Origin of the sequence: Kocuria sp. WRN011, assembly GCF_002295155.1 — a bacterium.
Classification (GTDB): Bacteria; Actinomycetota; Actinomycetes; order Actinomycetales; family Micrococcaceae; genus Kocuria; species Kocuria carniphila.
Map to the genome: position 1 here is coordinate 26,623 of NZ_NSGI01000008.1, position 26,194 is coordinate 52,816.

Below are 26,194 nucleotides of genomic sequence, written 5' to 3' on the forward strand. Positions count from 1 at the left end.
ACAACGCGACAGAACTCACAGCCCTGCGTGAGGCTAGTCACTATTCCAGCACTCGTGTTCTAAGGAGCCATCATGGCCGATAATTCAGCGGCACCGCGGTCAGCGCAGACCGTGTCCGGTGGGGCGCAGCGTAAGCCCAAGAAAGACCGGACCCACTACCTCTACATTTTCGTGATCGCCGGTGTGGTCATCGGAGCCCTGCTCGGTCTGATCGTCCCCGATTTCGCGGTCACGCTGAAGCCCCTGGGTACCGCGTTCATCGCCTTGATCAAGATGATGATCGCTCCGGTGATCTTCTGCACCATCGTGCTGGGCGTCGGTTCGATCGCTCACGCCGCAACCGTGGGCAAGGTGGGTGGCATGGCCCTGGCCTACTTCCTGATCATGTCCACGTTCGCACTGTTCATCGGCCTGGTGGTCGGCAACATCGTGCAGCCCGGTAGCGGTCTGGACCTGGCCAACGCGAGCTACGATTCCGCCGGGCTGGCTTCGACCGCCGATCACGGTGAAGAGGGAACCATCGGGTTCCTGCTGGGTATCATCCCCACCACCTTGTTGTCCTCACTGACCGCGGGAAACATCCTGCAGACCCTGTTCGTGGCGCTGCTCATCGGTTTCGCGCTGCAGGCCATGGGGGAGTCCGGCAAGCCCGTGCTCAAGGCCGTGACCTACATCCAGGCCGTGGTCTTCCGCCTGCTCATGATGGTCATGTGGGTTGCCCCGATCGGCGCCCTGGGCGCGATCGCCGGTGTGGTCGGCGCGACCGGCATGCAGGCGATCATCTCGATGATCGGCTTGATGGCCGCGTTCTACGTCACCTGCATCCTGTTCATCGTGGTGGTGCTGGGCTTGATCCTCAAGCTCGTCTCCGGCGTGAACATCTTCAAGCTCATGAAGTACCTGGGCCGCGAGTACCTGCTGATCTTCTCCACCTCGTCCTCCGAGGCCGCTCTGCCCCGACTCATCGCCAAGATGGAGCACCTGGGTGTCTCCAAGCCCGTGGTGGGCGTCGTGGTTCCCACCGGTTACTCCTTCAACCTGGACGGCACCGCGATCTACCTGACCATGGGCGCGCTGTTCGTGGCTGATGCCATGGGCACCCCGCTGGCCCTGGGGGAGCAGATCACCCTGCTGCTGTTCATGATCATCGCCTCCAAGGGCGCGGCCGGTGTCTCCGGCGCCGGTATCGCCACCCTGGCCGCCGGTCTGCAGTCCCACCGCCCCGACCTGGTGGACGGTGTGGGTCTGATCGTCGGCATCGACCGCTTCATGTCCGAGGCCCGCGCACTCACCAACTTCTCCGGTAACGCCGTGGCCACCGTGGTGCTCGGCACCCTGGTCAAGCAGGTCGACAAGGAACGCGTGAACCGTGTGCTCGCCGGGCAGGAGCCCTTCGACGAGCAATCCCTGGTGGCCGACCCGCACGCCTCACCCAACTCCGCCGAGCAAGCGCTCGAGGGCAATCCCGAGGTCAAGCCCCTGAGCCCCCAGAACGGCTGATTGACTGATCGCCGACGTCGCTCCAAGACTCGTCATGTCCCCTCCGGTCGCCGACCGGAGGGGACATTTCGTGTTAGAAATACTTTGGTCCACTAAGGCTCCTGTGGATCGCACCGTTCAATTGCTCTCCCCGCCTCATCCCGCGGGTCGTTGAAGGCTGCCCCCCACCCCCTGAGTAAGGTGCCCATGTCCAGCTCACCCCGCATTATTGCGATCGTTCCCTGTCATAACGAGGAAGCGGCCATCGCCAAGGTGGTCACTGATCTGCACGAGACCATTCCCGGTATCGACGTGTTCGTGTACGACAACTGCTCCACGGATCGAACCGCCCAGGCCGCGGCGGAGGCCGGAGCGCACGTGCGCTACGAGACGGAGAAGGGCAAGGGCAACGTGGTGCGGCGCGCGTTCGCCGACCTCGACGCGGATATCTACCTACTGATCGACGGCGACGACACCTATGACGTGGCCGATGCCCCGGCCATGATCGATACCCTCCTGGCCGGCCCGTTCGATCACGTGCTGGGGGTGCGCCGACAGGTGTCGGAAACCGCTTACCGTTCCGGACATGAATCAGGGAACAAGTTCTTCAACACCATGGTCAGCTTCGCGTTTCGACGCGAAGTCACGGACATGCTCAGCGGTTACCGGGTGTTCTCGCAACGCTTCGTCAAATCCTTCCCGGCGCTGTCTCGCGAATTCGAGATTGAAACGGAACTGACGATCCACGCAGTGAATGCGCGCGTACCGCAGACGGAAGTGGAAGTGGGCTTCCGTGACCGCGCCGAGGGCACGGAGAGCAAATTGCGGACCTATCACGACGGATTCAGGATCCTCCGCATCTTCTCCCAACTGTTGTTCCACGAGCGCCCGTTCCTGGTCACAAGCATTTTTTCGATCCTTCTTGCGACCCTGGGGCTCGTCTTCGGCCTGCCGGTCGTCGCGGAATACTTCCAAACGGGCATGGTGCCGCGGTTCCCTACCGCGTTCTTGGCCTCCGCTCTGTTCATCCTGGCCGGGGTTTTCCTGCTGATGGGCGTGCTGCTCAACGGTCAGGTCATGATGCGCCGCGAAGGATCACGATTGTTCTACCTCCGGTTACCGGCCCCGCCCTACGGGGTGAAGTCCCCGCGCCGCCAACCTTCCGCAGAACGGTTTAATATCGACGTCAACCGAGGCGCCTGATGGACATCTCCCGTTACATGAACCGCGATGCAATCAAGCGCCACCTCAACCGAGAAACGGTCGAGCGCATCAGGACCGACTGGCGGTGGCGCCCGTTCCTCAAGGGTGCCGGAGTCCTCGTCGCTTTGCAGTTCGTGCTGTTCGGACTCCTGATCGTGGGGCAAGCCGTACCCGACAAACCGATCGTGGACAACCTGTTGTCCTCGATCGAGAACAACACCTACGGTCCCAGTGGGATCCCGGACCGCATGGGCACGCAGTCGGACACGTTCACAGAATGCGTGGTCGTGGGCACCGGACTGGGTGCGTCACCGGAAGAATCCGCGCTGAGCAGGGCCGCTCGCATGCCGCGGATCGACAACTGCGCCGGTGGCAAGCAGGACATTCAGGAACTGGCCCAGGGCAAGGTCTTCGAGGACAACAACTATTACAAGTACTGGGCCGGGTACACGATCCTCACCCGACCCTTACTGGCCACGGTGGGGCTCGAAGGCCTGCGCATCGTCTCCGGCGCCCTGATGATCACCGCACTTTTCGCGGCCATTCTGCTGGTGCGGTCGAAGACCTCCACCGCCGTGGCCGTGGCGCTGTTCCTGCCCTTCGTGGTGGGGACCAACATGCTCTCCACACCGTCCACATCGTTCAGCCAATCCATTGCCATCACGTTCATTTTCCTATCGGTAATCCTCACCGTGGTGGGATTCACGAGGTCCACTTACCTGGGCCTGTTGGGCGCGGGTGTCGGCGCGGCGCTGTTCTGCTACGTGGATCTACTGACCACCCCGTCCATCCCGTGGGCGATGTCCGCGTTCGTCTTGGCGGCTGCAGTCTGGTTCCAGGACAGGAACATGAAACGCACCGCGACGTGGGGAGTGCTCGCCGCCGTAGTGTGGCCCGCCGCGTTCGGTCTCACCTGGGTGTTCCGCTGGATCTTCGGTGCGGTGTTCATGGGCATCGGCGAGACGATCGCCATGGTGCAACAAAACGTCGGTTTCCGGACGGGAGGCAGCCACAGCGGTGTCTCTGACGTGTTCGGAGCCGGGGTGGCCAGTAACGTCGTCTACTGGTGGGAGAAGATACCCACCGCCCCGTTCGTCTTCTTCGGTTGTCTCATCGCGGCCGCAATTGCCCTGGCGCTGGCAGGGCGCCGCGGGGGAGTCCAACGGTTGAAGGTCGCGGGAGTGCTCGCACTGCCCATGCTGATCCCGGCGTTCTGGTACATCGTGGTGAGCAACCACTCCCAGATCCACGAATTCTTCGTCAATCGCGGGGTGCCCGTAGCGCTTGCAGTCCTCACGGCAGCGTGCTGGGCTGCGGCGGTCAACGGCCGGTCGAACAGGGTAGAAGAAGCCCTGGTCGAACAACCGCAGGTCGTATCGGGTTCCACCTCGGTTGGTTCACTCCCGCGTGACGGCGGTAGTGTAGTTCGTTGAGACCTGACCAGTGACTTGAGGAAAGCAGGCCGTAGCACGTGAGCAAAGCCAGTGACGAGAGGTTCCCTGAGCTCGATGACCGGTCATCGGGCGCCGTAGGCCCCACCGGCCGTCCGTTGCGCACCTTCCCGGATCCGCCGGAACTCAAGGATCACGGTCCCGCACGCATCATCGCCATGGTGAACCAGAAGGGTGGCGTGGGTAAGACCACCTCCACCATCAACCTGGGCGCCGCGCTCGCGGAGACCGGACGCAAGGTGCTGCTGGTGGATTTCGACCCGCAGGGTGCACTGTCCGCGGGCTTTGGTTCCAACCCCCACGAGCTGGACCTCACCATTTACAACGTGATGATGGACCGCTCGGTGGACGTGTGGGACGTGGTGCAGGAAACCCACGTGCCCAACGTGGACCTGTTGCCCGCCAACATCGACCTCTCGGCCGCTGAGGTGCAGCTGGTTACGGAGGTCGCCCGCGAACAGGTGCTGTCCTCAGCGCTGCGCAAGGTCGAGGAATACTACGACGTAATCCTCATCGACTGCCAACCGTCCTTGGGCTTGCTGACGGTCAACGCGTTGACGGCTTCGCACGGCGTGATCATCCCGCTGATCTGCGAGTTCTTCGCGTTGCGTGCCGTGGCCCTGCTGGTGGATTCCATTGAAAAGGTCCAGGATCGCCTGAACCCCAAGCTCCAGATCGACGGCGTACTGGCCACCATGTTCGACTCGCGCACCTTGCACTCGCGCGAGGTCATCGCCCGCATTGTGGATGCCTTTGGCGACAAGGTCTTCGACACGGTCATCAAGCGCACCGTGAAGTTCCCGGACGCCACGGTGGCCGCCGAGCCGATCCTCAACTTCGCCACGAACCATCCGGGTGCGGAGTCCTACCGTCAGCTCGCACGCGAGCTGATCAGCCGCGGCGGAGCGCCGTGATCACCACTGCCCACGCCGCTCGCGGCCTGATCTCGCGTGAGGTCACTTCACGAGCATGAGCGTTGTCGCCGAGCTTCCCACGGACTCGGACACCGGATTCAAGGTGGCCCTGGAAAACTTCCAGGGCCCCTTTGACGTGCTGCTCTCTCTGATCGCCAAGCACGAAATGGACATCACCCACGTGGCGCTGTCCGTGGTCACGGACGAGTTCATCCGTTACGTGAAAGCTCTCCAGGAGGAGGGCTCGGTTAAAGCTCTGGATGAAGCCAGCGAGTTCCTGGTAGTCGCGGCGACTCTGCTCGATCTCAAGGCCGCACGCTTGTTGCCGCGCGGCGAGGTGGAGGACGAATACGACGTCGAACTTCTGGAAGCCCGCGACCTGCTGTTCGCGCGTCTGCTGCAGTACAAGGCGTTCAAGGAAGTGGCCGGGCAGCTGAATAGGCGCTTCGCGGCGGAGTCCGTGCGGATCCCGCGCCAGGTGGACCTGGACCCCGCGGTGACCACCGCGCTGCCGCCACTGAAGTGGACGCTCACCCCCGAACAGTTCGCTCAACTCGCCGTGGTTGCGCTGGACCCCGAACGACACGTGCCGGACGAGGTCAACGTGGAGCACCTGCACGGTGCCGTGGTGCGCGTGGCGGACGAGGCAGAGACCATGGCCGAGATCCTCAAGGACGGCCAGGACCATAGCTTTGCCACCCTGATCTCGGACGCCGACTCCACGTTGGTGATTGTGGTGCGATTCCTGGCGATCCTGGAAATGTTCCGCGACCGCGTGGTGCGGATCCGTCAGGACGAGGTGCTCGGACCGTTGCTCGTGCGCTGGGACGGTCCGGACGACTGGACTTCGGAAGGGCTCAACAGCGAGTACACGGGCGCCGAGATTCCCCTCGAGGGCACCTCCGTCAACGAGGACCACGGCGCGGGGGAATAGCACCTGGCAACGGCGGCCCGGAAAACCTGAAAGAATAAGACACGTCATGGATCGGTGTGAACCGTACCGAAGGAGATGATGTCAGCGTGGTAGACCAACCACACGAACAACCCCCAACCGATATTCACGCGGCCCTCGAAGCCGTACTCATGGTGGCCGCAGCCCCCGTTCGAGAAGAAGAACTCGCCCGCACCCTCAATGTGCCATTGCACGAGGCACGTAGCGGCCTGGAATACCTGAAAGCCGAGTACGACGGCGTGATCGGTCCCACCCCCGCAGCCCCACCGGATGCCCCGAACCTCGGATATGATGGAGGGTCGGCCCCCAGAATGCGCGGTTTTGAACTGCGCCAAGTGGCCGGCGGCTGGCGCATCTACTCACGCAGTGAGTACGCCCAGCTCGTGACCGACTTTGTGGTGGAAGGCAGCAGCTCGCGGTTATCGCAAGCAGCCCTGGAAACCCTTGCCGTGGTGGCCTACTTGCAACCCGTGTCCCGCTCCCGGATCTCAGCGATCCGCGGTGTCAACGTGGACGGCGTGGTGCGAACCTTGGTGCAACGCGGACTGCTCACCGCACACGAACGCGAAGAATCCACGGGTTCCGTGCTCTACTCCACCACCCCCTTGTTCTTGGAAAAGCTGGGCCTCGGTTCACTGGATGAACTACCAGACATCGCCCCGCTGCTCCCCGGAACCGACCAACTTGAAGACTTAGAGGACTGATCACAGCATGGCTCAATCACGAAACAACTCATCCCGCGGCGGTGGCAAGCCCGGCGGCGGCGCTCGCGGACCGCAGGGTCGCGGCAAGGGCTCCAAAGCCGGACCCAAGGGCGGCTTCAAGTCCGGTCCCAAGTCCGGACCCGGCAAGCCCAAGGCATCAGCCGGCAAGAAGGGGCCGCAGAAGCCCCGCGCCTTCGGCGGCGTGGACAAGTACGAGCGCCGCGCTTCGGCGATCAAGGAGCACGGCCCGCACCGGCGGCGTCGTCCCAAGAACCCGCCCGTCGACCGTCTGGAAGCACACGACGAGAACGGTGTGCGCCTGCAGAAGCTCATGGCTCAGGCTGGCGTGGCCTCGCGGCGCGTATGCGAGGAAATGATCCTGGACGGCCGCGTGGAGGTGGACGGCCAGATCGTCAACGAACTGGGTGTGCGCGTGGATCCCGCGCTGCAGAGCGTCCACGTGGACGGCATGCGCATTCAGACCGATGAGAAGCTCGTCTACTACGCATTCAACAAGCCGGCCGGTGTGGTCTCCACCATGGAGGACCCTGACGGCCGCCGCTGCGTGAGCGACTTCCTGGACGTCCGCAAGCACGAGCGCGTGTTCCACGTGGGTCGCCTGGACGTGGAGACCGAGGGTCTGCTGCTGCTCACCAACGACGGCGAACTCACCAACCGCCTGACCCACCCCTCCTACGAGGTGCCCAAGACCTACCTGGTCCAGGTGCACGGCCCCGTGGAGAAGGGCGTGGGCAAGCAGATGCGCGAAGGCATCAAGCTCGAGGACGGCATCGCCAAGGTCGATTCGTTCAAGCTCATCGACTCCAAGCCCGGACACGTGCTGATCGAGGTCGTGCTTCACACCGGCCGTAACCGCATTGTCCGTCGCATGTTCGATTCCGTGGGCCACCCGGTCGAGCGGCTCGCGCGCACCCAGGTGGGCCCGATCGCCATTGGTGATCAGCGCCAGGGTGTGGTGCGCAAGCTGTCACACACCGAGGTGGGCACCCTGCTCGCATCGGTGGGGATGTAACGGTGGTTCCGGCGATCGCTTCAACCTCCGGACCGGTCCTGGTGATCGGTGCGGGGTTGCTGGGTGCCAGTATCGGCCTGGGTCTCCAGCACCTGGGGGTGCGCGTGTACGTGCGCGATGCCTCGCCCACCACGGAGGCCGTGGCCCAGGACATTGGCGCCGGCCAATCCGTGCGTGCCGTCCACGAGGCGGGTCAGACGCTGGCCGATCCCGCGCTCGTGGTCGTGGCCGCTCCGCCGGACGTGGTCGCCGAGCTCGTGGTCGAGGCGCTGACCGATTTCCCGGATGCCGTGGTGATCGACATTGCCTCGGTCAAGTCCTCGATTCTCGACGACGTCGCCGCGGCCGGGGCGGATCTGTCCCGCTACGTAGGCACGCACCCCATGGCCGGACGCGAGAAGTCCGGTCCCGTGGCGGCCCGCGGTGAGCTGTTCACCTCCATGCCGTGGGTGATCTGCCCGACCGAGACGACCAGTGCACGAGCGATCACCATCGCCAAGAACCTCGCGGTGGACCTGGGTGCGACCGTGACCGTGATGGATGCGACCGAGCACGATGAGACCGTGGCGCTGATTTCGCACTTGCCGCAGGTGATGTCCTCGCTGCTGGCCTCCCGGTTGCAGGACACCCCGTTGCACCACTTGTCCTTGTCCGGACAGGGCTTGCGTGACACCACGCGCATTGCGGGTTCCGATCCGTCCTTGTGGGTGCAGATCCTCTCCGCCAACGCTCAGCCCATCGTGGATTCCCTGTACGGGGTGCGCACGGACCTGGACCGGTTGATCTCCACCCTGGAGAACCCGACCGCCGGCGGTGCCCGATTGGATATCGCTCAGCTCATGGCCGAGGGCAACTCGGGCCAGGCCCGGATTCCCGGTAAGCACGGTGGCGCTCCCAAGGCGTTCGCCACACTCACCGTGGCCGTGGACGACACCCCGGGCACCATTGCCCGCCTGCTCACCGAGATCGGGGAGGACGGGATCAACCTGGAGGACATGCGCCTCGAGCACTCACCCGGCCAACCGGTGGGACTCGTGGTGGTCTCGGTGGATCCCAACCGCCGCGACGATCTCGTGAACGCTTTGAACGAACGCAACTGGAAGGTGGTGCAGTAATGGACGCACGCGATGAGAACGCCCGCTTGGTGGTCGCCATCGACGGACCTTCCGGTTCCGGGAAGTCCTCCGTGTCCAAGGAAGTGGCGCGCCGCTTCAACTTGGCCTACCTGGACACCGGTGCGATGTACCGCGCCGTGACCTGGTGGTGCCTGCACACGAACGTGGACCTCACGGACGCGGACGCCATTGTGCAGGCCACCCGCTCCGTTCCCCTGGACATGGGCACCGATCCCAACGGTGAGCGCATCGCCGTGGACGGTCAGGACGTCCGGTCCGAGATCCGCGGGGATGACGTGACCAACAATGTTTCTGCCATCGCAACCACCGTCCCGGCTCGTGAAGTGCTGGTGGCCATGCAGCGGCAGATCATTGTCGATAGTGGCGACCGGATGGTGGCCGAGGGCCGTGACATCACCACCGTGGTCGCTCCGGATGCCACCGTGCGCATTCTGCTGACCGCCTCGGAGGAAGCGCGCATGGCGCGGCGAGGCAAGCAACTGGGCGCGGCGGCGTCGTCGAATTTGAAAGACCAAGTGGTGGGCCGTGACGCCAAGGACTCCACCGTGGTGAACTTCACCGAGGCGCAGGATGGCGTGCACCTGCTGGATTCGTCCGAACTGAGCATGGAGCAGACCGTGCAGGGCGTGATCGACCTGGTGATCCGCACCACCGAAAACATGACCGAACGGGCCGCCGGCCCAGAGCAATCCCAGGGCGTTGACGCCCAGAGTAAGTGAGGTAGCCATGACCGATTCTGAAGAGAACAAGGTTGACACCTACGAGCAGTCCGTTCTGGGTGGTGGCCAGGAAGATATTTCCGAGCGTTTGGCCGCAATCGACGACGAGGAAGCCGAGCGCCGCGCCGAAGCCTTGCGTGCGGGCCTGTCTGACTACGAGTTGGACGAGGAAGACGCCGCGCTGCTGGACGAGTGGGACGGCTGGGACGACGAGCGCGAAACGCGCTTGCCGGACCCCGTGGTGGCCGTGGTCGGTCGACCCAACGTGGGTAAGTCCACGCTGGTCAACCGTGTGATCGGTCGCCGCGAGGCCGTGGTGGAGGACACCCCGGGCGTGACCCGTGACCGCGTGTCCTACAAGGCCGAGTGGTCCGGTAAGAACTTCACCCTGGTGGACACCGGTGGTTGGGAGCACGACGCCAAGGGCATCCACGCCCGCGTGGCCGAGCAGGCCGAGGTGGCCGTGCAGAACGCGGACGCCGTGCTGCTGGTCCTGGACGTGACCGTGGGCGTGACCGCGACCGATGAGGCCGTGGTGTCCATGCTGCGTCGCGTCAAAAAGCCGATCATCCTGGTGGCCAACAAGGCCGATTCACCGCAGCTGCAGATCGAGGCGTCCAACCTGTGGTCGCTGGGCATGGGGGAGCCGTTCCCGGTTTCGTCCCTGCACGGCATGGGCACCGGCGATGCGCTGGATGCCCTGGTCAAGGCCCTTCCGGAGTACTCCGAGGTGGCCGAGCCCGAGGTCGAGGGCGGCCCCCGCCGCGTGGCCCTGCTGGGTCGCCCGAACGTGGGCAAGTCCTCGCTGTTGAACAAGATGGCCGGCTCCGAGCGCGTGGTCGTGGACGAGATGGCCGGCACCACCCGTGACCCCGTGGATGAGATCGTCATGCTGGGCGACGAGCCCTGGCGCTTCATCGACACCGCCGGCATCCGCCGCCGCGTGCACCTGCAGCAGGGTGCGGACTTCTACGCATCTCTGCGCACCCAGTCCGCCCTGGAACGTGCCGAGGTGGCCGTGGTGCTGCTGGCCGTGGACGAAGTGCTGTCCGAGCAGGACGTGCGCATTCTGCAGATGACCGTGGACTCCGGCCGCGCCGTGGTGCTCGCCTTCAACAAGTGGGACCTGCTGGACGATGAGCGCCGCTTCTACCTGGAGCGTGAGATCGAACGCGACCTTGCCCATGTGTCGTGGGCTCCGCGCGTGAACATCTCCGCGAAGACCGGCTGGCACAAGGACAAGCTGGTTCCCGCCCTGCACACCGCGTTGGATTCGTGGGATAAACGAATTCCCACCGGGCGCCTCAACGCGTTCCTGGGCGAGCTCGTGGCCGCCCACCCGCACCCCGTGCGCGGCGGCAAGCAGCCCCGCATCCTGTTCGGTACGCAGGTCTCCTCCCGGCCGCCCAAGTTCGTGCTGTTCACCACCGGTTTCCTGGATCCCGGCTACCGCCGCTTCATCCAGCGCCGCCTGCGCGAGACCTTCGGCTTCGAAGGCACGCCCATTGACGTGACCATGCGCGTGCGTGAGAAGCGGCAGCGGAAGAAGTAGCTATTTCGGCCGGTCTCTTGTCGCTTCTTGACTGACGACGACGCCGGGTCGTCCCGTTTCGTGCGGGGCGGCCCGTGTTTTCGTTGCTGGGTGGGGTTGGTGCTGTTTGCGGGGGAGCGGGGTGCGCTCTGGTCGACGTTCGGTCCAGGACTACCAGCTTCCAGCGCTCTGGTTCTCAGCTGGATGCAACGTGGTTTACGTTTCGACCTTTGCCGTTCCGAGCAGTACCGCCTGATCCACCATACGACCATGTCTGTGTTCGTTGTGTAGCTCCATCGACGCTGCAACCATTGAACCGTCGAGCGCTTCATTCTGATCGACGGTACGGCCACAGCCGTTCCGAAGACTGCAGCCTGATCGACGTAAAAACCGCGTTCCGAGTTCCCTCGCAATCTGATCGACCTTGCGACCCAGAATCCTCGAGATCCGGGCTGCAACGTCGATCAGATTCCTTGCTGCAGGAGATCCTGGTCCTACCGTTGATGAGATTGCCACGTTCGTGTTCCGGCCGTGAGCGACGGTATTCGAGCTGCAGCTCGTGAGCCACGCGGGGTTGGTTCTTGGCGCCGGGCCCGTCGATGTGAATTTCGATCGACGTTGGGGTAATGTATCTCTGGTGTTCGGGACTGGTTCCCAGTACCGAACATGGTCGCGGGCTGTGGCGCAGCTTGGTAGCGCACTTGACTGGGGGTCAAGGGGTCGCAGGTTCAAATCCTGTCAGCCCGACCAGATGGCCCTGGTGAGAATAAACTTCTCACCAGGGCTTTTGTCATGTACTGAGACTGTGGATGCGGTCTCATCCCGGAAACGGTACCTGCTGTCCCCGTTTGTCGACGCGGGCCCCAGGTTCATGGTGTGGTTATCTTCTTGAGCCGCAGTTATCGGCGTTTCATTGTGGAGTGGTAGCCACCTCCTTCTGGGTAGACACATGCACCGGTGAATACATGGTCGTTATCGGAGAAGGTGCCGTGGAAATAGGCGGGGCTATCTTTGGCTACCGCCCAAATGGTGAGTGAGTCGCCGTCGAGGTCGTAGACGTAGTCAAGGGTATTGCCCATCGAGTCGTAGAACTGTGAGACCACGTCAGGCTCGACCGGTTCCCCAATGCTGATTACCGATTCACGCCGTGCAACCCGGGGAACATCGACCGGAGTACTTGTCCCGCTCGCCGAGCAGGATCGCAGTAGGTGGAACCGGGCGATAATTGCTGAGGGGATGGAACTTGCTCAGAAGGCCTGGTCCCCGGCAGACATTGGTACATACCAAATACAAGCGGCGATCGCCGCCCTCCATGGCTCGTCGCCGTCATTCGAGCAGACGGACTGGGAACAAATTGCAGCACTTTATTTCGCTCTCGAATATATCCAACCGTCCTCGGGTCCCGTCCTACTCTCCCGGGTTGTCGCTGTCGCACATGCCTTCGGAGCAGACCAAGCTCTCGAGCTCCTCGAGCGACTCGACCAGGAGCATCAGCTGCTCCAGAATCCGCTAACGCGGCAACGCGGACACGCGATCCGTGCGCACCTCCAAGAGCGGGTCGGCAGGATTGTAGACGCCCGCGTGGATTATCTTGCAGCTGCAGAATTGACGAAGAATGACTTCGAAATCAAATATCTCGTTGATAGAGCCGACCCGAACGCTGCATGAGATTACACAAGCGGATACGGGACTCAGTGGCATGCTTGATGCAGATACTGGTTGCCCTCGGGTTCGGCTAGTACGAACATCTCGTGTCCACCGTGGTGCAGAGTCGGCGCGCTCCGACCCAAACTGACATGGCCAAGACCAATGTTCTGCAGCAGCGTACCGATCACGGAGGTTTTGGGCGCGTTACTCTGCAATTCGGCCGTCTCGTTGACTGCCATGGCGCGGGGATCAGTTCACAGCGTGGTGACGGTGATGGCGACTTTGCCGAAGACTTTTCCGGACTCTAGGTAGCGCATGGCGGCCGGCACCTGTTCCAGCGTGAAGGTGCGGTCAATGTGGGGAGTGACCGCCCCGTCCTCGAGGAACTGGGTAAGGCGCTGCAGGTCGCTGGCTCGCTCCTTGCTGGCGAGCATGGTCAGCCGCTGAGTGACGAAGCGTGAGACTAGAGGTGCCCGCAGCGAGCGGCCGAAGCCACCAGTGACTTGGCCGCCTTCCTCGCCGCCCACCACAACGAGGGTCCCCGCGGGTGTCAGAGCGCGACGCAGTCGTTTTAGAGGTAGGTTGCCCCCGATGTCCAGGACCAGGTCGTACGTGGTGGTTCCGTCGGTGAACTCGTCCCGGGTGTAGTCGGCGACGTGGTCGGCCCCGAGTGCCCTGAGCCTGTCGAGCTTGCCGGTGCTACATACACCCGTGACCTCGGCACCGAACGCCTTGGCCAACTGCACCGCAAAGCTGCCGACTCCGCCGGAGGCGCCGATGATCAGGACCCGCTGTCCGGACTGCACATTCCCGGCGTCAGTGAGGGCTTGTAAAGCGGTGCCGGCGGAGATCGGGACGACCGCCGCCTGCTCGTACGTCAAGTTCTTCGGCTTGGGCGCAAGCTTGTCCTCACGCGCCGCGGCGTAGTCCGCGAACGAGCCCCGGCTCATCCCGTACACCTCGTCACCCAGCGCAAACCGGGTCACAGCTGAGCCTACGGCGGCCACGGTGCCTGCGACGTCGATGCCTGGAACGGCGTTCTTTGGTTGACTGAACCCGAATCCAATCACCCGCAGCAGATACGGGCGACCGGCCATCATGTGCCAGGTGCCTCGGTCTAGGCCGGCAGCGTGGGCCCGGATCAAAACCTCGTTCTCCGCGATGGTGGGCACGAGCGTTTTCCTGTGTCGAAAGATATCAGCGGTGCCGTAGCCCTCTTGAACGATGGCGTGCATGGTGCCGCGATTGAGGTGGGTGTGCCCGGTTTGAGCCGTCATGGTGTGCCGTTCCGAAGATGGCGTTGCGCTGCGAGAGTTGTCGCGTCGCTTTCGTACTATGTATGTTGACGTTACCATACATAGTACGAAAGCGGAATGGCACCAAGGGACATAGGGGTGTAAAGCGATGACTGAGGTGAAGCGGACGGGTCAGCACGTCCGGTCGCGATTGAGCCGGGCGCGGGTGCTGCAGACCGCGGTTGCCGTGGCCGACCAGGGGGGCATCGGAGCATTGACCATCCGCACACTCGCTCAAGAGCTTGGGGTCAAACCCATGTCGGTCTACTACTACGTCCCGAACAAGGAAGCGATTCTCGACGGGATTGTCGATAACGTGTTCAGCGAAATAGTGTTGCCCAGGGTTGGCGCTGACTGGCGCGCGGAGATGCGCCGCCGTGCACACTCGGTACGCACCGTGCTCGGGCGGCATAGCTGGGCCATTGGCCTGCTGGAGTCCCGTCCTAGACCAGGCCCCGCGACACTTCGCCACCACGACGCCGTTCTCGGCACCCTGCGCTCGGCCGGGTTTTCCCGCGAGATGACCGCCCACGCCTACGCCTTGATCGACAGCTTCAGCTACGGGTTCGCGCTGCAAGAGGCGAGCTTGCCGTTCGAGGCCCAGCACATCGTCGCCGATGGCTCCGAACCGGACGCCACGTTGTTTACCGACGACCAGTACCCGCACATGGCCGCAATGGTTTCCGAGCACTACGTGCAGCCTGGCTACCGTTTCAGTGATGAGTTCGACTTCGGGCTGAACCTCATACTGGATGCCCTCGATGCAACGCTGTCCGTGGACTGACCTGGTGGTATGGGTGTTTCAGCTCGACCATGCTCCACCGAAAGGTCATGAATCCGTCAGCTGCGGATAGACACCTGCGCACGGCGCGCGAGGTAAACCCCCGTGCGGCTGTCCTCGCGAGTCGCCAGGTCGGCGGGAGTTCCCGTGGCAACCACGGATCCTCCGGCCGAACCCGCACCCGGGCCCATATCGACGATCCAGTCAACGACACTGAGCGTCCGCAGATCGTGGTCGGCGATGACCACGGTGTTGCCCGCATCTGCCAGCAATTGAAGTTGAGCGACCAGGAGATCGGCATCCGAGGGATGGAGTCCGGTCGTGGGTTCGTCCAGGATATAGAGGCTGTGGCCACGCGATGAACGGTGCAGCTCCGAGACGAGTTTGATGCGCTGAGCTTCACCACCGGACAGAGTCGGCGCGCTCTGGCCCAAACTGACATAGCCCAGGCCGATATTCTGCAGCAGCGTGAGGATTGCTGACGCCTTGGGCACGTCACTGAGGAAGTCGGCTGCCTCGTCTACGGTCATGGCGAGCACATCCGCAATCGAATGATCGCGGTAGGTGACTTCGAGGGTCTCGGGGTTGTACCGCTTGCCGTGGCAATCCGGACACGGAGCGGTCTCCGTGGGCATGAACAGCAACTCGATGCTGACCTCGCCATCGCCCAGGCACGTTGGGCACCGACCCTCTGGTTGGTTGAAGGAGAAGCGACCCGCGCCGAAGCCACGTTCCTTGGCCCCGGGCTGCGCTGCGAAAAGCTTGCGGACGCCGTCGAAGAGTCCGGTGTAGGTGGCCAGGGTCGAGCGGGACGTCCGCCCAATCGGACGTTGGTCGACCTCGATTACGCGGTCGACGGCGTCCAATCCAGTCGTGGACGCGGTCTCCAGTTGCTCGCTGCCCAGGTCCCAGACGGGGGCGCCGTTGACAAGTTCTTCGGCGATCTCGACAGAATCAGGATTGCGCTCTTCATCAGCTTTGACGTCTGCGGAATTGAGCTGGGCGCGAGCGGCGTCGGCGAGTGCCGTGAGGACAGTGGTCTTGCCCGATCCGGAAACGCCACTGATCGCTGTGAACGCGCCGAGTGGCAACCGGATGTCAGCCCCGGAGAGATTGTGCCCCGTGACGCCTTGCAGCTCGATCCAATCGGTGAGCTCGCGCGAGGTTTTCGGTCCCGGTGGCTGCGGGGCCGAGGGCCCGAGGTAACGTGCGGTGGCGGACTCTTCCACATCGGCGAGACCGTCCGAGGGCCCGTTGTAGAGCACCCGCCCGCCGTAGCGGCCCGCACCCGGACCGAGATCCACGATCCAGTCGGCCGTGCGGATGATTTGAGCATTGTGCTCAACGACGAAGACCGTGTTGCCGTCGTCCTTGAGCCGCTTCAGCGCGCCGAGGAGCAGTTCGAGGTCGGAGGGATGGAGCCCCGCTGAGGGCTCGTCGAGCACGTACAAGACCCCGAACAGTCCGCTGCGCAACTGGGTAGCCAGGTGCAGTCGCTTGAGCTCACCGCTGGAGAGCGTCGACGTGGGGCGAGCGGTTTCGAGGTAGCCCAGTCCAATATCAATCATGGTCGCGATGTGGTCCTGAAGGACCTCGATAAGTGCTTGGGCGGCCTGGTTGCGTTCGACGGAGAGCTCGTCGGTGTCCGGGTGGGTGCGGGCGTCTTCGAGGAAGGAGGAAAGATCGGCAAGGGGGAGGCGAGCGGCGTCGGCGATATCCCTGCCTGCGATCGTGACCGCCAGAGCTTCAGGATTGAGGCGCTTGCCGTGGCAGGTGGGGCAGAGCTGGTCGGTCATGAACGATGCGGCCTTCGCACGCATCCGGGCCGACGGCGAATCCGCGAAGGTGTGCTCGACCCACCGCTTGGGGCTCATGTAGGTGCCGTTGTAGCGATCGACGATGCGAACGGTGGGTTGCTCATCGGTAGTGAGGACCCACTCGCGAGTATCGGTGGGCAACGATTCGAACGGCACGTTGATGTCGACGCCGAGCACACTGAGGATGCGCCGATTGTTCTTGCCACCGAAGGCGCCCGGCCAGGCGACGATCGCGCCGTCGTCAATGCTCAGCGAGGGGTCTCCGACGAGTTTGTTCTGGTCGACCAGCAAGAGACGCCCCATGCCCGAGCACACTCGGCAGGCACCCACGGCGGTATTGGGGGAGAAGCTGTCGGAATCCAGGGGAGCGGCGTCGCGAGGGAAGGTGCCCGCGAGGTCCGCGGGACGGTAGCCCTCCGGGTAGGTGCCCGACCGCGAGAACAGCATACGCAGCACGTTTGAAATCCGGGACACGGTGCCGACCGACGAGCGGGTGCTGCCCGCATGTTGCTGGCGCAGGGCCACGGCCGGTGGGAGCCCGCTGATGAGCCGGACGTGCGGAGCGGATCCCTGATCGATGAGCCTGCGCGCGTAGGGCGAGACCGACTCGAGGTAGCGCTGGCGGGAGTGCGAGTAGATCGTGCCGAATGCGAGCGAGGATTTCCCCGATCCGGAGATTCCGGTGAACGCGACCACGGTGTCGCGGGGGATGTCGACATCGAGCGAATCCAGGTTATGTTCGCGGGCACCGCGTACGGCGATATGTCCGGGAACTACATCGCTCGATTCCAACTGTCCTCCTAGGGTTTCGTGTCTTCGGCCAACTCTCCGGGCAGAAGTGACACTAAGGTGTCCCTACTAAACTACGGGCTATGGGCTAAATAACCGAAGCAACCACATCCCCCCAGCAGAACACGGCGAAAGCCGACATCAAAGTACAACCCGCTGCGCTCTCAGACCTGGACCGAGCCGCGAAGGTTCTTGCGGATGCTTTTTCCAAGGATGCTTACGCGACCGGGCTATTGCCTTCCGGCGACGTGACGAGCCAGCTGTACAAGATTTTTAAGGTCCAGCTCAAGCACACCTTTAAGTACGGAGGGCACGTGTGGCTGGCGATCGACTCGTCAAACGGTGAATTGCTGGGCGTCTCCGAGTGGGGAGCACCGGGAACGAACCCGGGGTTCTTTTCGCAGGCTCCAGAATTGCCCGCCTACCTCAGTATCTTCCGCTCACGCATGCTGGACGCTGCCATCACCGATAAGAACGCTGACAAGCACCGCCCGCTCGTGCCCCACTGGTACCTGAAGGCCATTGGCACCACGGAACGTGCCCGTGGCCGCGGCGCTGGATCCGCGCTCATCCGGCACCGGTTGGCAGACGCGGATGCCACCGGGACGCCCGCCTATCTCGAGTCCTCTTCCGAGACCAACATGTCGTACTACGAGAAGTTAGGGTTCGTGGAGCGCAGTCGCATTCCAAGTCGGGGCACGGTGGAGACGATTGGCATGTGGCGGCCTGCCCAGCGCTGAAAATCCGCGGCATACCGGCGCACAAGGTGTGTTCATTTACCGGGCCGTAACCCGCTCCCGATAAGATTGTTCTTATACCGAAGGGAGCAGTGTTGAAGGCAGTTGTCGTCGAATCGTTCAAGAAATTCCCCGTTCTCAAAGAGGTGGAGAAGCCCACTCCGGGCCCGGGGGAGGTGCTCCTGAAGATCGCCGGCGCGGGTGCCTGCCACTCTGACGTTGCGATCTTCAACGACTTCGAATCTGATCCCAACGGTGGTCTCATGGAACCACCGTTCATCCTCGGTCACGAGAACTCCGGTTGGGTTGAGGAAGTCGGTCCTGGTGTCACCGGATTCACCAAGGGCGACGCCTACCTCTGTTACGGACCCATTGGCTGCGGCCACTGCCCGCCGTGCACGCGCGGTCAGGACACGTACTGCGAGAACCCGCAGGAAGTCGGCTTCATGGCCAACGGCATCGGCCGCGACGGCGGCATGGCCGAATACATGGTCGCGCCGGCACGCAACTTGGTCCCGCTCGGTGACGACGTCGATCCCGTCGCCGCCGCACCCCTCGCCGACGCCGGCCTCACCCCCTACCACGCCATCAAGCGTGCCCTCCCGTACCTCGACAAGGGCGGCAGCACCGCTCTGGTCATCGGCCTGGGTGGCCTGGGCCTGGTGGGCGTGCAGATCCTCAAGGCACTTACTGGCGCCACGGTCATCGCAACCGACATGAAGCCCGAAGCCATGGCGGAGGCCGAGAAGTTCGGCGCCGTCACCGTCCCCGGTGGCGAGGGCCAGGCCGCCAAGATCCGCGAACTCACCGGCGGCCGCGGTGTCGACGCCGTGTTCGACTTCGTCGGTGCCGGCCCCACCATCGCACTCGGTGCCGCGACCGTTGCACAGCGAGGTTCACTGACCGTCGTGGGCATCGCCGGTGGCGAGTTTGCGTGGAACTTCTTCGCTGTGCCTTATGAAGTGAATTTCTCCTCCACCTACTGGGGCACCATTGAGGAACTCCACGAGGTGGTCGCGATGTACCGCGCCGGCCAGATCGTCCCCGCCGTCGAGAAGTACACGCTCGACAACGCACTCGAGGCGTACGAAAAGCTGCGTGACGGCACCCTGTCCGCGCGCGCCGTCGTCGCCCCTCACGCCTGATAGCTGGCGAAACAAGGCCCGCGATCGCCACCGATCGCGGGCCTTGTTTCTGCCCAAACTTCCGCCGACGACGCCGCTCTTACCCTCCCAAGGGGGGTGGCACCTCACGCGCTGGTTCCGTAGCGTGGTGACAAACAATCGAAAGGCGGCTTACTTCATGACCACGAAAACGATCGAGACGTACTTGCAGGACCACCACGCCGGGTCGGCCGCTGGTGTGGATGCGTTCCGGCGAGTGTCCGAGGGGCACAGCGACCGCGAGGTGCGGGCGAAAGTCACGCGCATGGCCTATGACGTTGCCGAGGACCAGCGGTCGCTCGAAGCGATCATGTCCGCATTCCATGTGAAGCCCAACCAGTTGAAGGACATCCCCGCACGTCTCGCGGAAAAGATCGCCCGGTTCAAGCCGAACGAGCGAGTGACCCAACGCTCGCCGTTGTCCGATATCGAGGAACTGGAGGCTCTGACTGCTGCTGTTCACGCCAAGTCACTTGGCTGGCGCATTCTCTTGGAAGTCAATGATGACCGGCTGGACAAGTCATTGCTCCAGAAACTGCTTGATCGCGCCCGTGAGCAAGAGGACGAGTTGGAAGCACTGCGGTTGAAACAGGCTTCGAAGCTCGAGCGCTCGTAATCGACATGGTCGCTACGGAGACCTGAATTCGACAGGCCTAAAGATTAGAGACAAGCCCGGGGTCGCCGATTAGGCACCCCGGGCTTTACTCTTTCAAAACCGTGAACCTACGAACGGGTTTCTCACCCAGGGCGGAGCACAGAGCGAATAGAGGTCCACTGGTACACGGTTTTTTCGGGCTATGTCCGCCCCTCTGAACGTTCAGTTGTGAACTCATCCGTCCTGCCCGCTGCTCATTCCCGGATGTCGTGTACTCGGTTCAAGAACGGCGTTCTGCAGCTCCGCGTTCGGTGGAGAGGTCCTCTTCCTCTACATCGTGTTCCGGTGTTGCCTCCGCCAGTTCGTCGAACTCGAAGTGCTCCAGGGGAGTGCGGGTGATGTAGGTGGCGCGAGCGATCGCCATGGTGCCCACAGCGGATGACGCCAGGTGCACCACCAGAATCAGCACCACCTTCACCACGTTCGGAATTGACGGTTGCAGTGCCAGGGCCCCGGCCACGATTAGCACGATGCCTACACCGCCCGCCGTGCCAACAGCCGAGACGCGCATGTACGCGTCCGGGAAGCGCAGCACACCGAGAGCGGCGGTTGCGAACACCAGGGCACCGATCACGATGGTGATGTTTCCGATGATCGTCAGAAGATCCATCAGCGCTTCCCCCTCGTGAGTGCTCGAGCCAAGGACAGCGCGCTCAGGAAGCCGACGAGTGCGGCCACCAGCACGATGTCGAACGTGTACTCATTGGCCGCTCGAATTCCGAACAACGCGATGAGCCCCACGAAACCGAACAACAACAGGTCACCGGCAACGGCGCGATCAGCTTGGGTCGGCCCTCGCAGAATTCGGTAGGCAGATGCCAGACACGCGACGCCGATAATCAGGATTCCTAGATCCACCCCGATCATGAGGGCGCTCCTTCCCTGCGAATCCCGCGGAGCATGCGGGTTTCCATGTCACGCAGTTCCTCGCGGGTGGCATCCGCGCTACCGGAATACAGGCTGTGCACGTAGATCGTCAACGGTCCGGTCTTTGCCGGCGATGAACCGGCAACATCTGCCTGCGACACCTTCGAGTCCGTGTTGAGCCCCAGCGTAAGTGTGCCCGGAGTCAACGTGATGAGAGCTGCCAGCAGCGTGATCTCGTAATCGTTGCGGCACTGACTGTCGAACGCGGTGATACCGGGAGTGGAGTTCTGCCCGGGCGTCAGATTGTCCTTCAGCACTGCAGCGCTGGAGGTCACCATTTCCTTGGCGAACCACAGGAAGAAACCGATACATCTGAATGGCCAAGTCAACCAACTCATGAACCCATCACCGCCTGTACGTATGCCGTGGTGTCGAGTAATCCTTCGGCCGCTACCGCGGACAGTCCCAGCAGGAGTTCAGCACCCAGGCCGAGGCCCAGTGTGATCGCCGCGGTGAACACGGCCGGCCCGGCCAGTGCCATACCGATCCGCGGCCGCTCGGCCACAGCGGTCGCCGACGACACTGGAGCCTGTTTCGTGGCGACTCCACCGGAAGGCGAGGGAGCAGCAGGAACCGCGGGAGCGTCGTCGTCGGAATTCGAGGCCTTGGAATCTCCCCAGAACACGCCGTTCCAGATCTTGAGCATCGAGAGCAACGTGACCAGGCTGACCAGGAGCATGACCACGACCGCTGCGATCTGCCCCGCCTCGACCGAGGCCAGGATCAGCGTGAACTTCGCGACGAAACCCGAGAACGGCGGGAGGCCTGCCAGCGAGAGGGCCGCGATGAAGAACGCGACCGCGATGACCGGCTCCCGCTTGGCGATGCCCGAGAGCTTGCCGATCTCGCCCGTGCCGTAACGAACCTCGACCGCGCCCGTGGACAGGAACAGCGAGGCCTTCACGATCATGTGGTGCAGCAGGTAGAAGATGCCCGCGGTGAGCCCGGCGAACGTGAACAGTGCGACGCCCAGCAGGATGTACCCGATCTGGCTGATCATGTGGAACGCCAGGATGGAGCGGGTGGTTTTCTCGCCCACCGCGCCCAGCACGCCGATGACCATGGTCAAGCAGAACAGCGTCACGCCGATCCAGAGCCAGCGGGAATCGCCGTCGAAGACGACGGCGTAGATGCGGTAGATGCCGTAGATCGCGACCTTGGTGTGCAGACCGGAGAACAGGGCGGTAATAGCCGGGGAAGTCGCGGGGTAGGCCGCTGCGAGCCAACCGTGCACCGGAACGACCGACGCCTTGATCGCGAGGGCGAACAGGCAGACTGCGCCGGAGATGGCCACCGTCGGATCCGTGGTCGCGAGCCCGGCGAGTTCGGCCAGGTTCACGGTGCCCGCGGTGCCGTAGATGAAGCCCACGCCGATCAGGAACACGGTGGAGGTCAGCAGGTTCAGCGTCACGTAGAGGCGCGCGCCGGCCACTTGTTGCAACGTGCCCTTGTGCCGGGCGGCCAGGACGAACAACCCGTAGGAGGGCAAGAGCATGACCTCGATGAACACGAACAGGTTGAACAGATCCGCGGTCAGCAGTGCACCGTTCACACCGGCGGTCAGCACCAGAACGAGCGGGGCGAAGTAAACGTTGGCCGCGCGCCCGGACGCAATCGCGAACCACGAACACACGATGGTGAGCAGCCCGGTCACAACCAGCATGAGGGCGGTGAACATGTCGGCGACGAACGGGATGGCAATCCCGAAAGGCCACGAGCTGATGCCGTGGGCAATGGCACCGCCGGAGCGGAACTCGATCACGAGCGCCACGGCGGCACCCACCGCAGCAATCATGGTGCCCAGCAGCCCCACGGTGTGAATCACGCGGCGGTCGCCCACGATGACCAGCAGCGCGGCCATCATCAACGGGACCGCGACGAACAGGGGGAGGAGTGCGGCGCTCACTCTTGCACCTCCTGGGCGGTTGCGGCGGTGTCATCGTCACCGTTGCCCGTCACCGCGAGTACCAACATGACGATTGTGATGGAGAAGGCGATCACGATCGCGGTCAGCACGAACGCCTGGGGCAGCGGATCGGCAATGGTTGAGAGGTCCTCGGGGGAGCCGTACGGCAGGTCACGGCGGGAGGTTCCGCCAGCAGCCATGAGCACGATATTGCCCGCGTGACCCAGCAGGATGAACCCCAGGATCACGCGCAGCATTTCGCGCTTCATCATCAAATACACGGCCCCGAAGACGAGCAGGCCGGCGGTAATGGCAACGGTCATCGTGCGTTCACCTCGTCCGATTCCTCGGGGTTGTTGGCGTGGTCGCGGGAGTGCTCGCTCGAGGTCGAGCCCGACGCCGCCGACTCGCCCTCCGCGCGCATCTCACGGTCGGTGGGGGCGTCCGAAACGTCGGATTCATGCGTGGGCGCGCCGGGATCGGAGCCTCCCACCAGGGGTTGGCCGCCGCGCTTGGGCGGCCGGCCCAGCAGGTTAAAGGACGCCAGGATCACGCCGATCACGGCCAGGTACACGCCCACGTCGAACACGACGGCGGTGGTGGCCTGGAAGCCGAAAATCTCCGGGTGCAACGGCCGCAGGAATGATCCGTCGAGGTAGCCCAGGAAGCCGGTTCCCACACCCACGGCCACGCCCAGTCCGATGAGCAGCAGGTACGGCATTTGCACGCGGGCCGAGCGGTCCGAGGGCGCGGACAGGTAAGCAAGGGCGAAGCCCGCGCCACCCACCAGCGCGGCAATAAAGCCGCCGCCGGGTTCGTAGTGACCGCGCAGCAACAGGATCAGCGACCCCGCGACGATGATCGGCGCCAACAGCTTGGCAGCGGTGCGCACGAACACGGTGTTGTCCCGCGAGTCGATCAGCGGGGAGTGGTCCTGAATGTTGGCGGACCTCTCCGGGCTGGGCTTGCGCGCTCGGAGCAGGGCGGCAATCGTAATGCCGGCAACGCCAAGTACCGTGAGCTCACCCAGCGTATCCAGGGCACGGAAGTCGACCAGGATCGTGTTGACCAGGTTGGTTCCGCCGGTCTCGTTGTATCCCTCGGTCAGGAAGTACTCCGACGCCGGGGACATCTCTCGTCGCCCGGTCAGCGCCCACACACCCACGGTGGTGGCCAGTCCGGCGCCACCGGCAACCAGCAGCGGAATCACATGCTGGCGCGGCGGAGTCTTCTCGAATGTGGTAGGCAGTCGACGCAGCAGCAGGACCATGACGCACACGGTCAGGATCTCCACGAGCAGCTGGGTAATGGCCACGTCGGTGGCACCAAGTTGCAGGAACCATACGGTCATTCCGAAGCCCACCACACCGGTGACTACAATCGCGGCGATCAGGGTCTTGGCCTGCATCATGGCGACCACGCCGCACGCAATGAGTACGACGAGCACCCAGTCGAGCGGGTCGCTGGGTTCTCCCACCACGGCGGGCAGATCGTCGATGGTCAGCGCGGCAAGAGCTGCGATCACGATCAACGCCACGGCGGGGATACTCAGGTGCCTGCGCGGGGCAATACTTCCGGTCCAACCGCCGACGACACCGCCGAAACGGATCGTCTGCTCCCTCGCGGTGTCCACGACGTCCAGTCCGGAGATCGGGAAGTCGTAGGGTGCCATCGCATGGTGCACCCGGTGGCGGGCGAGCACCAGCATGGTTCCGATGGCGATGACGGTCAAGGAGACGAATAACTCGGGGACCAGGCCGTGCCACAGGGCGAAGTGTGCTTCCACTTCTTCTCCCGCGGACGCCGTTGCACCCACGGTGACGAGTTTGTCCAGCAGGAACGGGGTCACGCCCAGTACCAGTCCGGCCGTGGCGCCCAGCACCGGGGCACCCCAGAAAGCGGGAGAAGCTTCGCGGACCACGTCCTCGGATTCCTCGGAGTTCTTGTCCGCACGGCCACCGAACGCGCCCAGCACGAGTCGTGCCGAGTAGGCGAACGTGAAGATGGAGGCCACGGCGGCGGCAGCGGTCACGACCCACGGGACCCACGCGGGACCCGGTGCGTCGAGGAACGCCTTGAGCATTGTTTCCTTGCTGACGAACCCGAGCAACAACGGAACGCCAGCCATGGAGGCTGCGGCGAGCCCCATGGCCGTGGCCGTCACGGGCATTCGCAGCTTCATGTGAGCGAGCTCGCGCATGTCCCGGGTGTGGGCGCTGTGGTCGATCACCCCGACGAACATGAACAAGGCGGACTTGAACAGGGCGTGGGCAATCGTGTGGATGACCGCGGCCTTCAGCGCCTCCGGGGTACCGATGCCGATCATCGTGACCAACAGGCCCAGCTGACTCATGGTCGAGTAGGCGAGCAGTTCCTTGAGGTCATACCGGCGCAGGGCCGCGATTGCGCCGAAGAGCGCGGTGATCAGGCCCGCGGTCACCAGCATGACGTTCCACACGGAGACATCCGCGAACACGGGGGAGAAGCGCAACAGCAGGTAGATACCGGCCTTCACCATGGCTGCGGCGTGCAGATAAGCGGAGACCGGGGTAATGGCAACCATCGAGTCTGGCAACCACGCCTGGAACGGGAACTGCGCGGACTTGGTGAACGCGGCCAAGGCAGTCAGCACGGCCACCGCGGTGGTCAGTGCTCCGTTGGAGGACCACACGGGGTCGACCAGGATTTCGCTCAACCGGGTGGTTCCCGTCGCAATGATCATCACGGTCACCGCGGCCAACAGCAGTAGACCACCGGCCACCGTGACCAGCAGGGTGCGGATTGCTGGTTCGCGGGCCCCCGCTCCGGACCGGGCGATCAGGAAGAAGGAACAGAGCGTGGTGGCTTCCCACGCGACGTAGAGCACGATCAGATCATCGGCGAGCACCAGAGCCAGCATGGCCGCGGCGAAGCCCGTCATGAGTAAGTAGAACGTGCCGTGCTTGCCGCCGGGCTCCAGATAGCGGGTCGAATAGACCATGATCAGCGCGCCGATGACCAGCACCAGCAGCGTGAACACCAGGGCCAGGCCGTCCATGCGCAAGCCCAGGCCAACATCGACCGTGGGCATCCACGGGACCCATTGCTGGACCACCGGGGAACCGGAGGAGTCAGCGGAACCGGAGCGAGCGGCGTCGGCAAAGGAAGACACGGCAAGTACAGCCGCGCCGAGAAGCGGCAGCGCGAGAACCCAGCCTGCATTGCGGCCCAGGAATTTAGTGATCAGGGGCGAGGCGAAGCAGGTGAGGAGCGCGATAACCAAACATGTGAGTAGCAAGAAACCACCTTGGTCCGGGCATCAACAGGGCGTGGGCGGGCCAGAAGTTTCGCGTCGTCCTCGCAAGGCGGCGGACGA

The 26,194-nt window shown here is 63.6% G+C and carries 23 protein-coding genes and 1 tRNA gene; 16 read left to right on the plus strand and 8 right to left on the minus strand.

Annotated features, from left to right (window positions below; all coding sequences use genetic code 11):
- The first annotated feature begins 72 nt into the window (after nucleotides 1–72).
- The 12 genes from CKW39_RS11920 to CKW39_RS11980 all read left to right on the plus strand — a co-directional run bounded on the left by CKW39_RS11920 (nucleotide 73) and on the right by CKW39_RS11980 (nucleotide 12,790).
- Nucleotides 73–1,500, plus strand: a complete 1,428-nt coding sequence (locus CKW39_RS11920; protein ID WP_173674322.1) for a cation:dicarboxylate symporter family transporter — start codon at nucleotides 73–75, stop codon at nucleotides 1,498–1,500.
- 186 nt (nucleotides 1,501–1,686) lie between these two features.
- A complete protein-coding gene (locus tag CKW39_RS11925; RefSeq protein WP_095798345.1) occupies nucleotides 1,687–2,682 on the plus strand; it encodes a glycosyltransferase in 996 nt (331 codons plus the stop codon).
- Nucleotides 2,682–4,115, plus strand: coding sequence for a hypothetical protein (locus tag CKW39_RS11930; protein ID WP_095798346.1), 1,434 nt, complete (start codon nucleotides 2,682–2,684; stop codon nucleotides 4,113–4,115). Before CKW39_RS11925 ends, CKW39_RS11930 begins: the two co-directional genes overlap by 1 nt.
- 38 nt (nucleotides 4,116–4,153) lie before the next feature.
- Nucleotides 4,154–5,047 (plus strand): ParA family protein, encoded by an 894-nt coding sequence (locus CKW39_RS11935; protein WP_095798347.1) that lies wholly within the window; start codon nucleotides 4,154–4,156, stop codon nucleotides 5,045–5,047.
- 55 nt (nucleotides 5,048–5,102) lie between these two features.
- Nucleotides 5,103–5,981, plus strand: coding sequence for a ScpA family protein (locus CKW39_RS11940; protein ID WP_095798348.1), 879 nt, complete (start codon nucleotides 5,103–5,105; stop codon nucleotides 5,979–5,981).
- 86 nt (nucleotides 5,982–6,067) lie between these two features.
- Nucleotides 6,068–6,703 (plus strand): SMC-Scp complex subunit ScpB, encoded by a 636-nt coding sequence (scpB, locus tag CKW39_RS11945; protein WP_095798450.1) that lies wholly within the window; start codon nucleotides 6,068–6,070, stop codon nucleotides 6,701–6,703.
- Between the two features lie 7 nt (nucleotides 6,704–6,710).
- The gene (locus tag CKW39_RS11950; RefSeq protein WP_095798349.1) at nucleotides 6,711–7,736 is read left to right on the plus strand and encodes a pseudouridine synthase; all 1,026 of its coding nucleotides are present in this window, start codon (nucleotides 6,711–6,713) and stop codon (nucleotides 7,734–7,736) included.
- 2 nt (nucleotides 7,737–7,738) lie between these two features.
- Entirely contained in the window at nucleotides 7,739–8,851 is a 1,113-nt protein-coding gene (locus tag CKW39_RS11955; RefSeq protein ID WP_173674323.1) for a prephenate dehydrogenase, read from the plus strand.
- Nucleotides 8,851–9,591, plus strand: coding sequence for a (d)CMP kinase (gene cmk / locus CKW39_RS11960; RefSeq protein WP_095798351.1), 741 nt, complete (start codon nucleotides 8,851–8,853; stop codon nucleotides 9,589–9,591). Before CKW39_RS11955 ends, cmk begins: the two co-directional genes overlap by 1 nt.
- Before the next feature lie 7 nt (nucleotides 9,592–9,598).
- Nucleotides 9,599–11,143 carry a ribosome biogenesis GTPase Der gene (gene der / locus CKW39_RS11965; protein ID WP_095798352.1) on the plus strand — a complete coding sequence of 515 codons (1,545 nt, stop codon included), beginning with the start codon at nucleotides 9,599–9,601 and terminating at the stop codon, nucleotides 11,141–11,143.
- Between the two features lie 652 nt (nucleotides 11,144–11,795).
- A tRNA-Pro gene (locus CKW39_RS11970) sits at nucleotides 11,796–11,872 on the plus strand.
- Between the two features lie 375 nt (nucleotides 11,873–12,247).
- Nucleotides 12,248–12,790 (plus strand): DUF6596 domain-containing protein, encoded by a 543-nt coding sequence (locus CKW39_RS11980; protein ID WP_129701116.1) that lies wholly within the window; start codon nucleotides 12,248–12,250, stop codon nucleotides 12,788–12,790.
- A 233-nt stretch (nucleotides 12,791–13,023) separates the two neighbouring features.
- Here CKW39_RS11980 and CKW39_RS11990 read toward each other — a convergent pair whose 3' ends face one another.
- Nucleotides 13,024–14,046, minus strand: coding sequence for an NAD(P)-dependent alcohol dehydrogenase (locus CKW39_RS11990; RefSeq protein ID WP_238663182.1), 1,023 nt, complete (start codon nucleotides 14,044–14,046; stop codon nucleotides 13,024–13,026).
- Nucleotides 14,047–14,173: 127 nt separating this feature from the next.
- Here CKW39_RS11990 and CKW39_RS11995 point away from each other — a divergent pair, with 127 nt between their 5' ends.
- Nucleotides 14,174–14,848 (plus strand): TetR/AcrR family transcriptional regulator, encoded by a 675-nt coding sequence (locus tag CKW39_RS11995; RefSeq protein ID WP_095798356.1) that lies wholly within the window; start codon nucleotides 14,174–14,176, stop codon nucleotides 14,846–14,848.
- 56 nt (nucleotides 14,849–14,904) lie between these two features.
- Here the strand turns inward: CKW39_RS11995 and CKW39_RS12000 are convergent, their stop codons facing one another.
- Entirely contained in the window at nucleotides 14,905–16,965 is a 2,061-nt protein-coding gene (locus tag CKW39_RS12000; protein WP_095798452.1) for an ABC transporter, read from the minus strand.
- 734 nt (nucleotides 16,966–17,699) lie between these two features.
- On the opposite strand from CKW39_RS12000, the gene CKW39_RS12005 reads away from it, so the two are divergent.
- The 3 genes from CKW39_RS12005 to CKW39_RS12015 all read left to right on the plus strand — a co-directional run bounded on the left by CKW39_RS12005 (nucleotide 17,700) and on the right by CKW39_RS12015 (nucleotide 19,967).
- Nucleotides 17,700–18,191: an N-acetyltransferase gene (locus CKW39_RS12005; protein WP_095798357.1), complete on the plus strand. Its 492-nt coding sequence runs from the start codon at nucleotides 17,700–17,702 to the stop codon at nucleotides 18,189–18,191.
- A 92-nt stretch (nucleotides 18,192–18,283) separates the two neighbouring features.
- On the plus strand, nucleotides 18,284–19,333 hold the full coding sequence (locus CKW39_RS12010) for an NAD(P)-dependent alcohol dehydrogenase (protein WP_095798453.1): 1,050 nt from the start codon (nucleotides 18,284–18,286) through the stop codon (nucleotides 19,331–19,333).
- Between the two features lie 157 nt (nucleotides 19,334–19,490).
- A complete protein-coding gene (locus tag CKW39_RS12015) occupies nucleotides 19,491–19,967 on the plus strand; it encodes a hypothetical protein (protein ID WP_095798358.1) in 477 nt (158 codons plus the stop codon).
- A 259-nt stretch (nucleotides 19,968–20,226) separates the two neighbouring features.
- Here the strand turns inward: CKW39_RS12015 and CKW39_RS12020 are convergent, their stop codons facing one another.
- The 6 genes from CKW39_RS12020 to CKW39_RS12045 are packed head-to-tail and all read right to left on the minus strand — an operon-like array spanning nucleotide 20,227 to nucleotide 26,116.
- Nucleotides 20,227–20,616: a monovalent cation/H(+) antiporter subunit G gene (locus CKW39_RS12020; protein ID WP_095798359.1), complete on the minus strand. Its 390-nt coding sequence runs from the start codon at nucleotides 20,614–20,616 to the stop codon at nucleotides 20,227–20,229.
- A complete protein-coding gene (locus CKW39_RS12025) occupies nucleotides 20,616–20,873 on the minus strand; it encodes a monovalent cation/H+ antiporter complex subunit F (RefSeq protein WP_095798360.1) in 258 nt (85 codons plus the stop codon). Before CKW39_RS12025 ends, CKW39_RS12020 begins: the two co-directional genes overlap by 1 nt.
- Nucleotides 20,870–21,271: a Na+/H+ antiporter subunit E gene (locus CKW39_RS12030; RefSeq protein ID WP_031273280.1), complete on the minus strand. Its 402-nt coding sequence runs from the start codon at nucleotides 21,269–21,271 to the stop codon at nucleotides 20,870–20,872. Before CKW39_RS12030 ends, CKW39_RS12025 begins: the two co-directional genes overlap by 4 nt.
- Nucleotides 21,268–22,839, minus strand: a complete 1,572-nt coding sequence (locus CKW39_RS12035; protein ID WP_095798361.1) for a monovalent cation/H+ antiporter subunit D family protein — start codon at nucleotides 22,837–22,839, stop codon at nucleotides 21,268–21,270. The genes CKW39_RS12030 and CKW39_RS12035 overlap by 4 nt, the downstream gene beginning before the upstream one ends.
- Nucleotides 22,836–23,162: a cation:proton antiporter subunit C gene (locus CKW39_RS12040; protein WP_095798362.1), complete on the minus strand. Its 327-nt coding sequence runs from the start codon at nucleotides 23,160–23,162 to the stop codon at nucleotides 22,836–22,838. Before CKW39_RS12040 ends, CKW39_RS12035 begins: the two co-directional genes overlap by 4 nt.
- The gene (locus tag CKW39_RS12045; protein ID WP_095798363.1) at nucleotides 23,159–26,116 is read right to left on the minus strand and encodes a DUF4040 family protein; all 2,958 of its coding nucleotides are present in this window, start codon (nucleotides 26,114–26,116) and stop codon (nucleotides 23,159–23,161) included. The genes CKW39_RS12040 and CKW39_RS12045 overlap by 4 nt, the downstream gene beginning before the upstream one ends.
- Nucleotides 26,117–26,194 lie beyond the last annotated feature (78 nt).

Coding starts and splice junctions, on each gene's coding strand:
- CKW39_RS11920 (WP_173674322.1), top strand. CDS start 73: ATGGCCGATAATTCAGCGGCACCGCGGTCAGCGCAGACCGTGTCCGGT.
- CKW39_RS11925 (WP_095798345.1), top strand. CDS start 1,687: ATGTCCAGCTCACCCCGCATTATTGCGATCGTTCCCTGTCATAACGAG.
- CKW39_RS11930 (WP_095798346.1), top strand. CDS start 2,682: ATGGACATCTCCCGTTACATGAACCGCGATGCAATCAAGCGCCACCTC.
- CKW39_RS11940 (WP_095798348.1), top strand. CDS start 5,103: ATGAGCGTTGTCGCCGAGCTTCCCACGGACTCGGACACCGGATTCAAG.
- CKW39_RS11950 (WP_095798349.1), top strand. CDS start 6,711: ATGGCTCAATCACGAAACAACTCATCCCGCGGCGGTGGCAAGCCCGGC.
- cmk (WP_095798351.1), top strand. CDS start 8,851: ATGGACGCACGCGATGAGAACGCCCGCTTGGTGGTCGCCATCGACGGA.
- der (WP_095798352.1), top strand. CDS start 9,599: ATGACCGATTCTGAAGAGAACAAGGTTGACACCTACGAGCAGTCCGTT.
- CKW39_RS11980 (WP_129701116.1), top strand. CDS start 12,248: ATGCTGATTACCGATTCACGCCGTGCAACCCGGGGAACATCGACCGGA.
- CKW39_RS11990 (WP_238663182.1), bottom strand. CDS start 14,046: ATGACGGCTCAAACCGGGCACACCCACCTCAATCGCGGCACCATGCAC.
- CKW39_RS11995 (WP_095798356.1), top strand. CDS start 14,174: ATGACTGAGGTGAAGCGGACGGGTCAGCACGTCCGGTCGCGATTGAGC.
- CKW39_RS12000 (WP_095798452.1), bottom strand. CDS start 16,965: ATGGGGCGTCTCTTGCTGGTCGACCAGAACAAACTCGTCGGAGACCCC.
- CKW39_RS12015 (WP_095798358.1), top strand. CDS start 19,491: ATGACCACGAAAACGATCGAGACGTACTTGCAGGACCACCACGCCGGG.
- CKW39_RS12020 (WP_095798359.1), bottom strand. CDS start 20,616: ATGGATCTTCTGACGATCATCGGAAACATCACCATCGTGATCGGTGCC.
- CKW39_RS12025 (WP_095798360.1), bottom strand. CDS start 20,873: ATGATCGGGGTGGATCTAGGAATCCTGATTATCGGCGTCGCGTGTCTG.
- CKW39_RS12030 (WP_031273280.1), bottom strand. CDS start 21,271: ATGAGTTGGTTGACTTGGCCATTCAGATGTATCGGTTTCTTCCTGTGG.
- CKW39_RS12040 (WP_095798362.1), bottom strand. CDS start 23,162: ATGACCGTTGCCATTACCGCCGGCCTGCTCGTCTTCGGGGCCGTGTAT.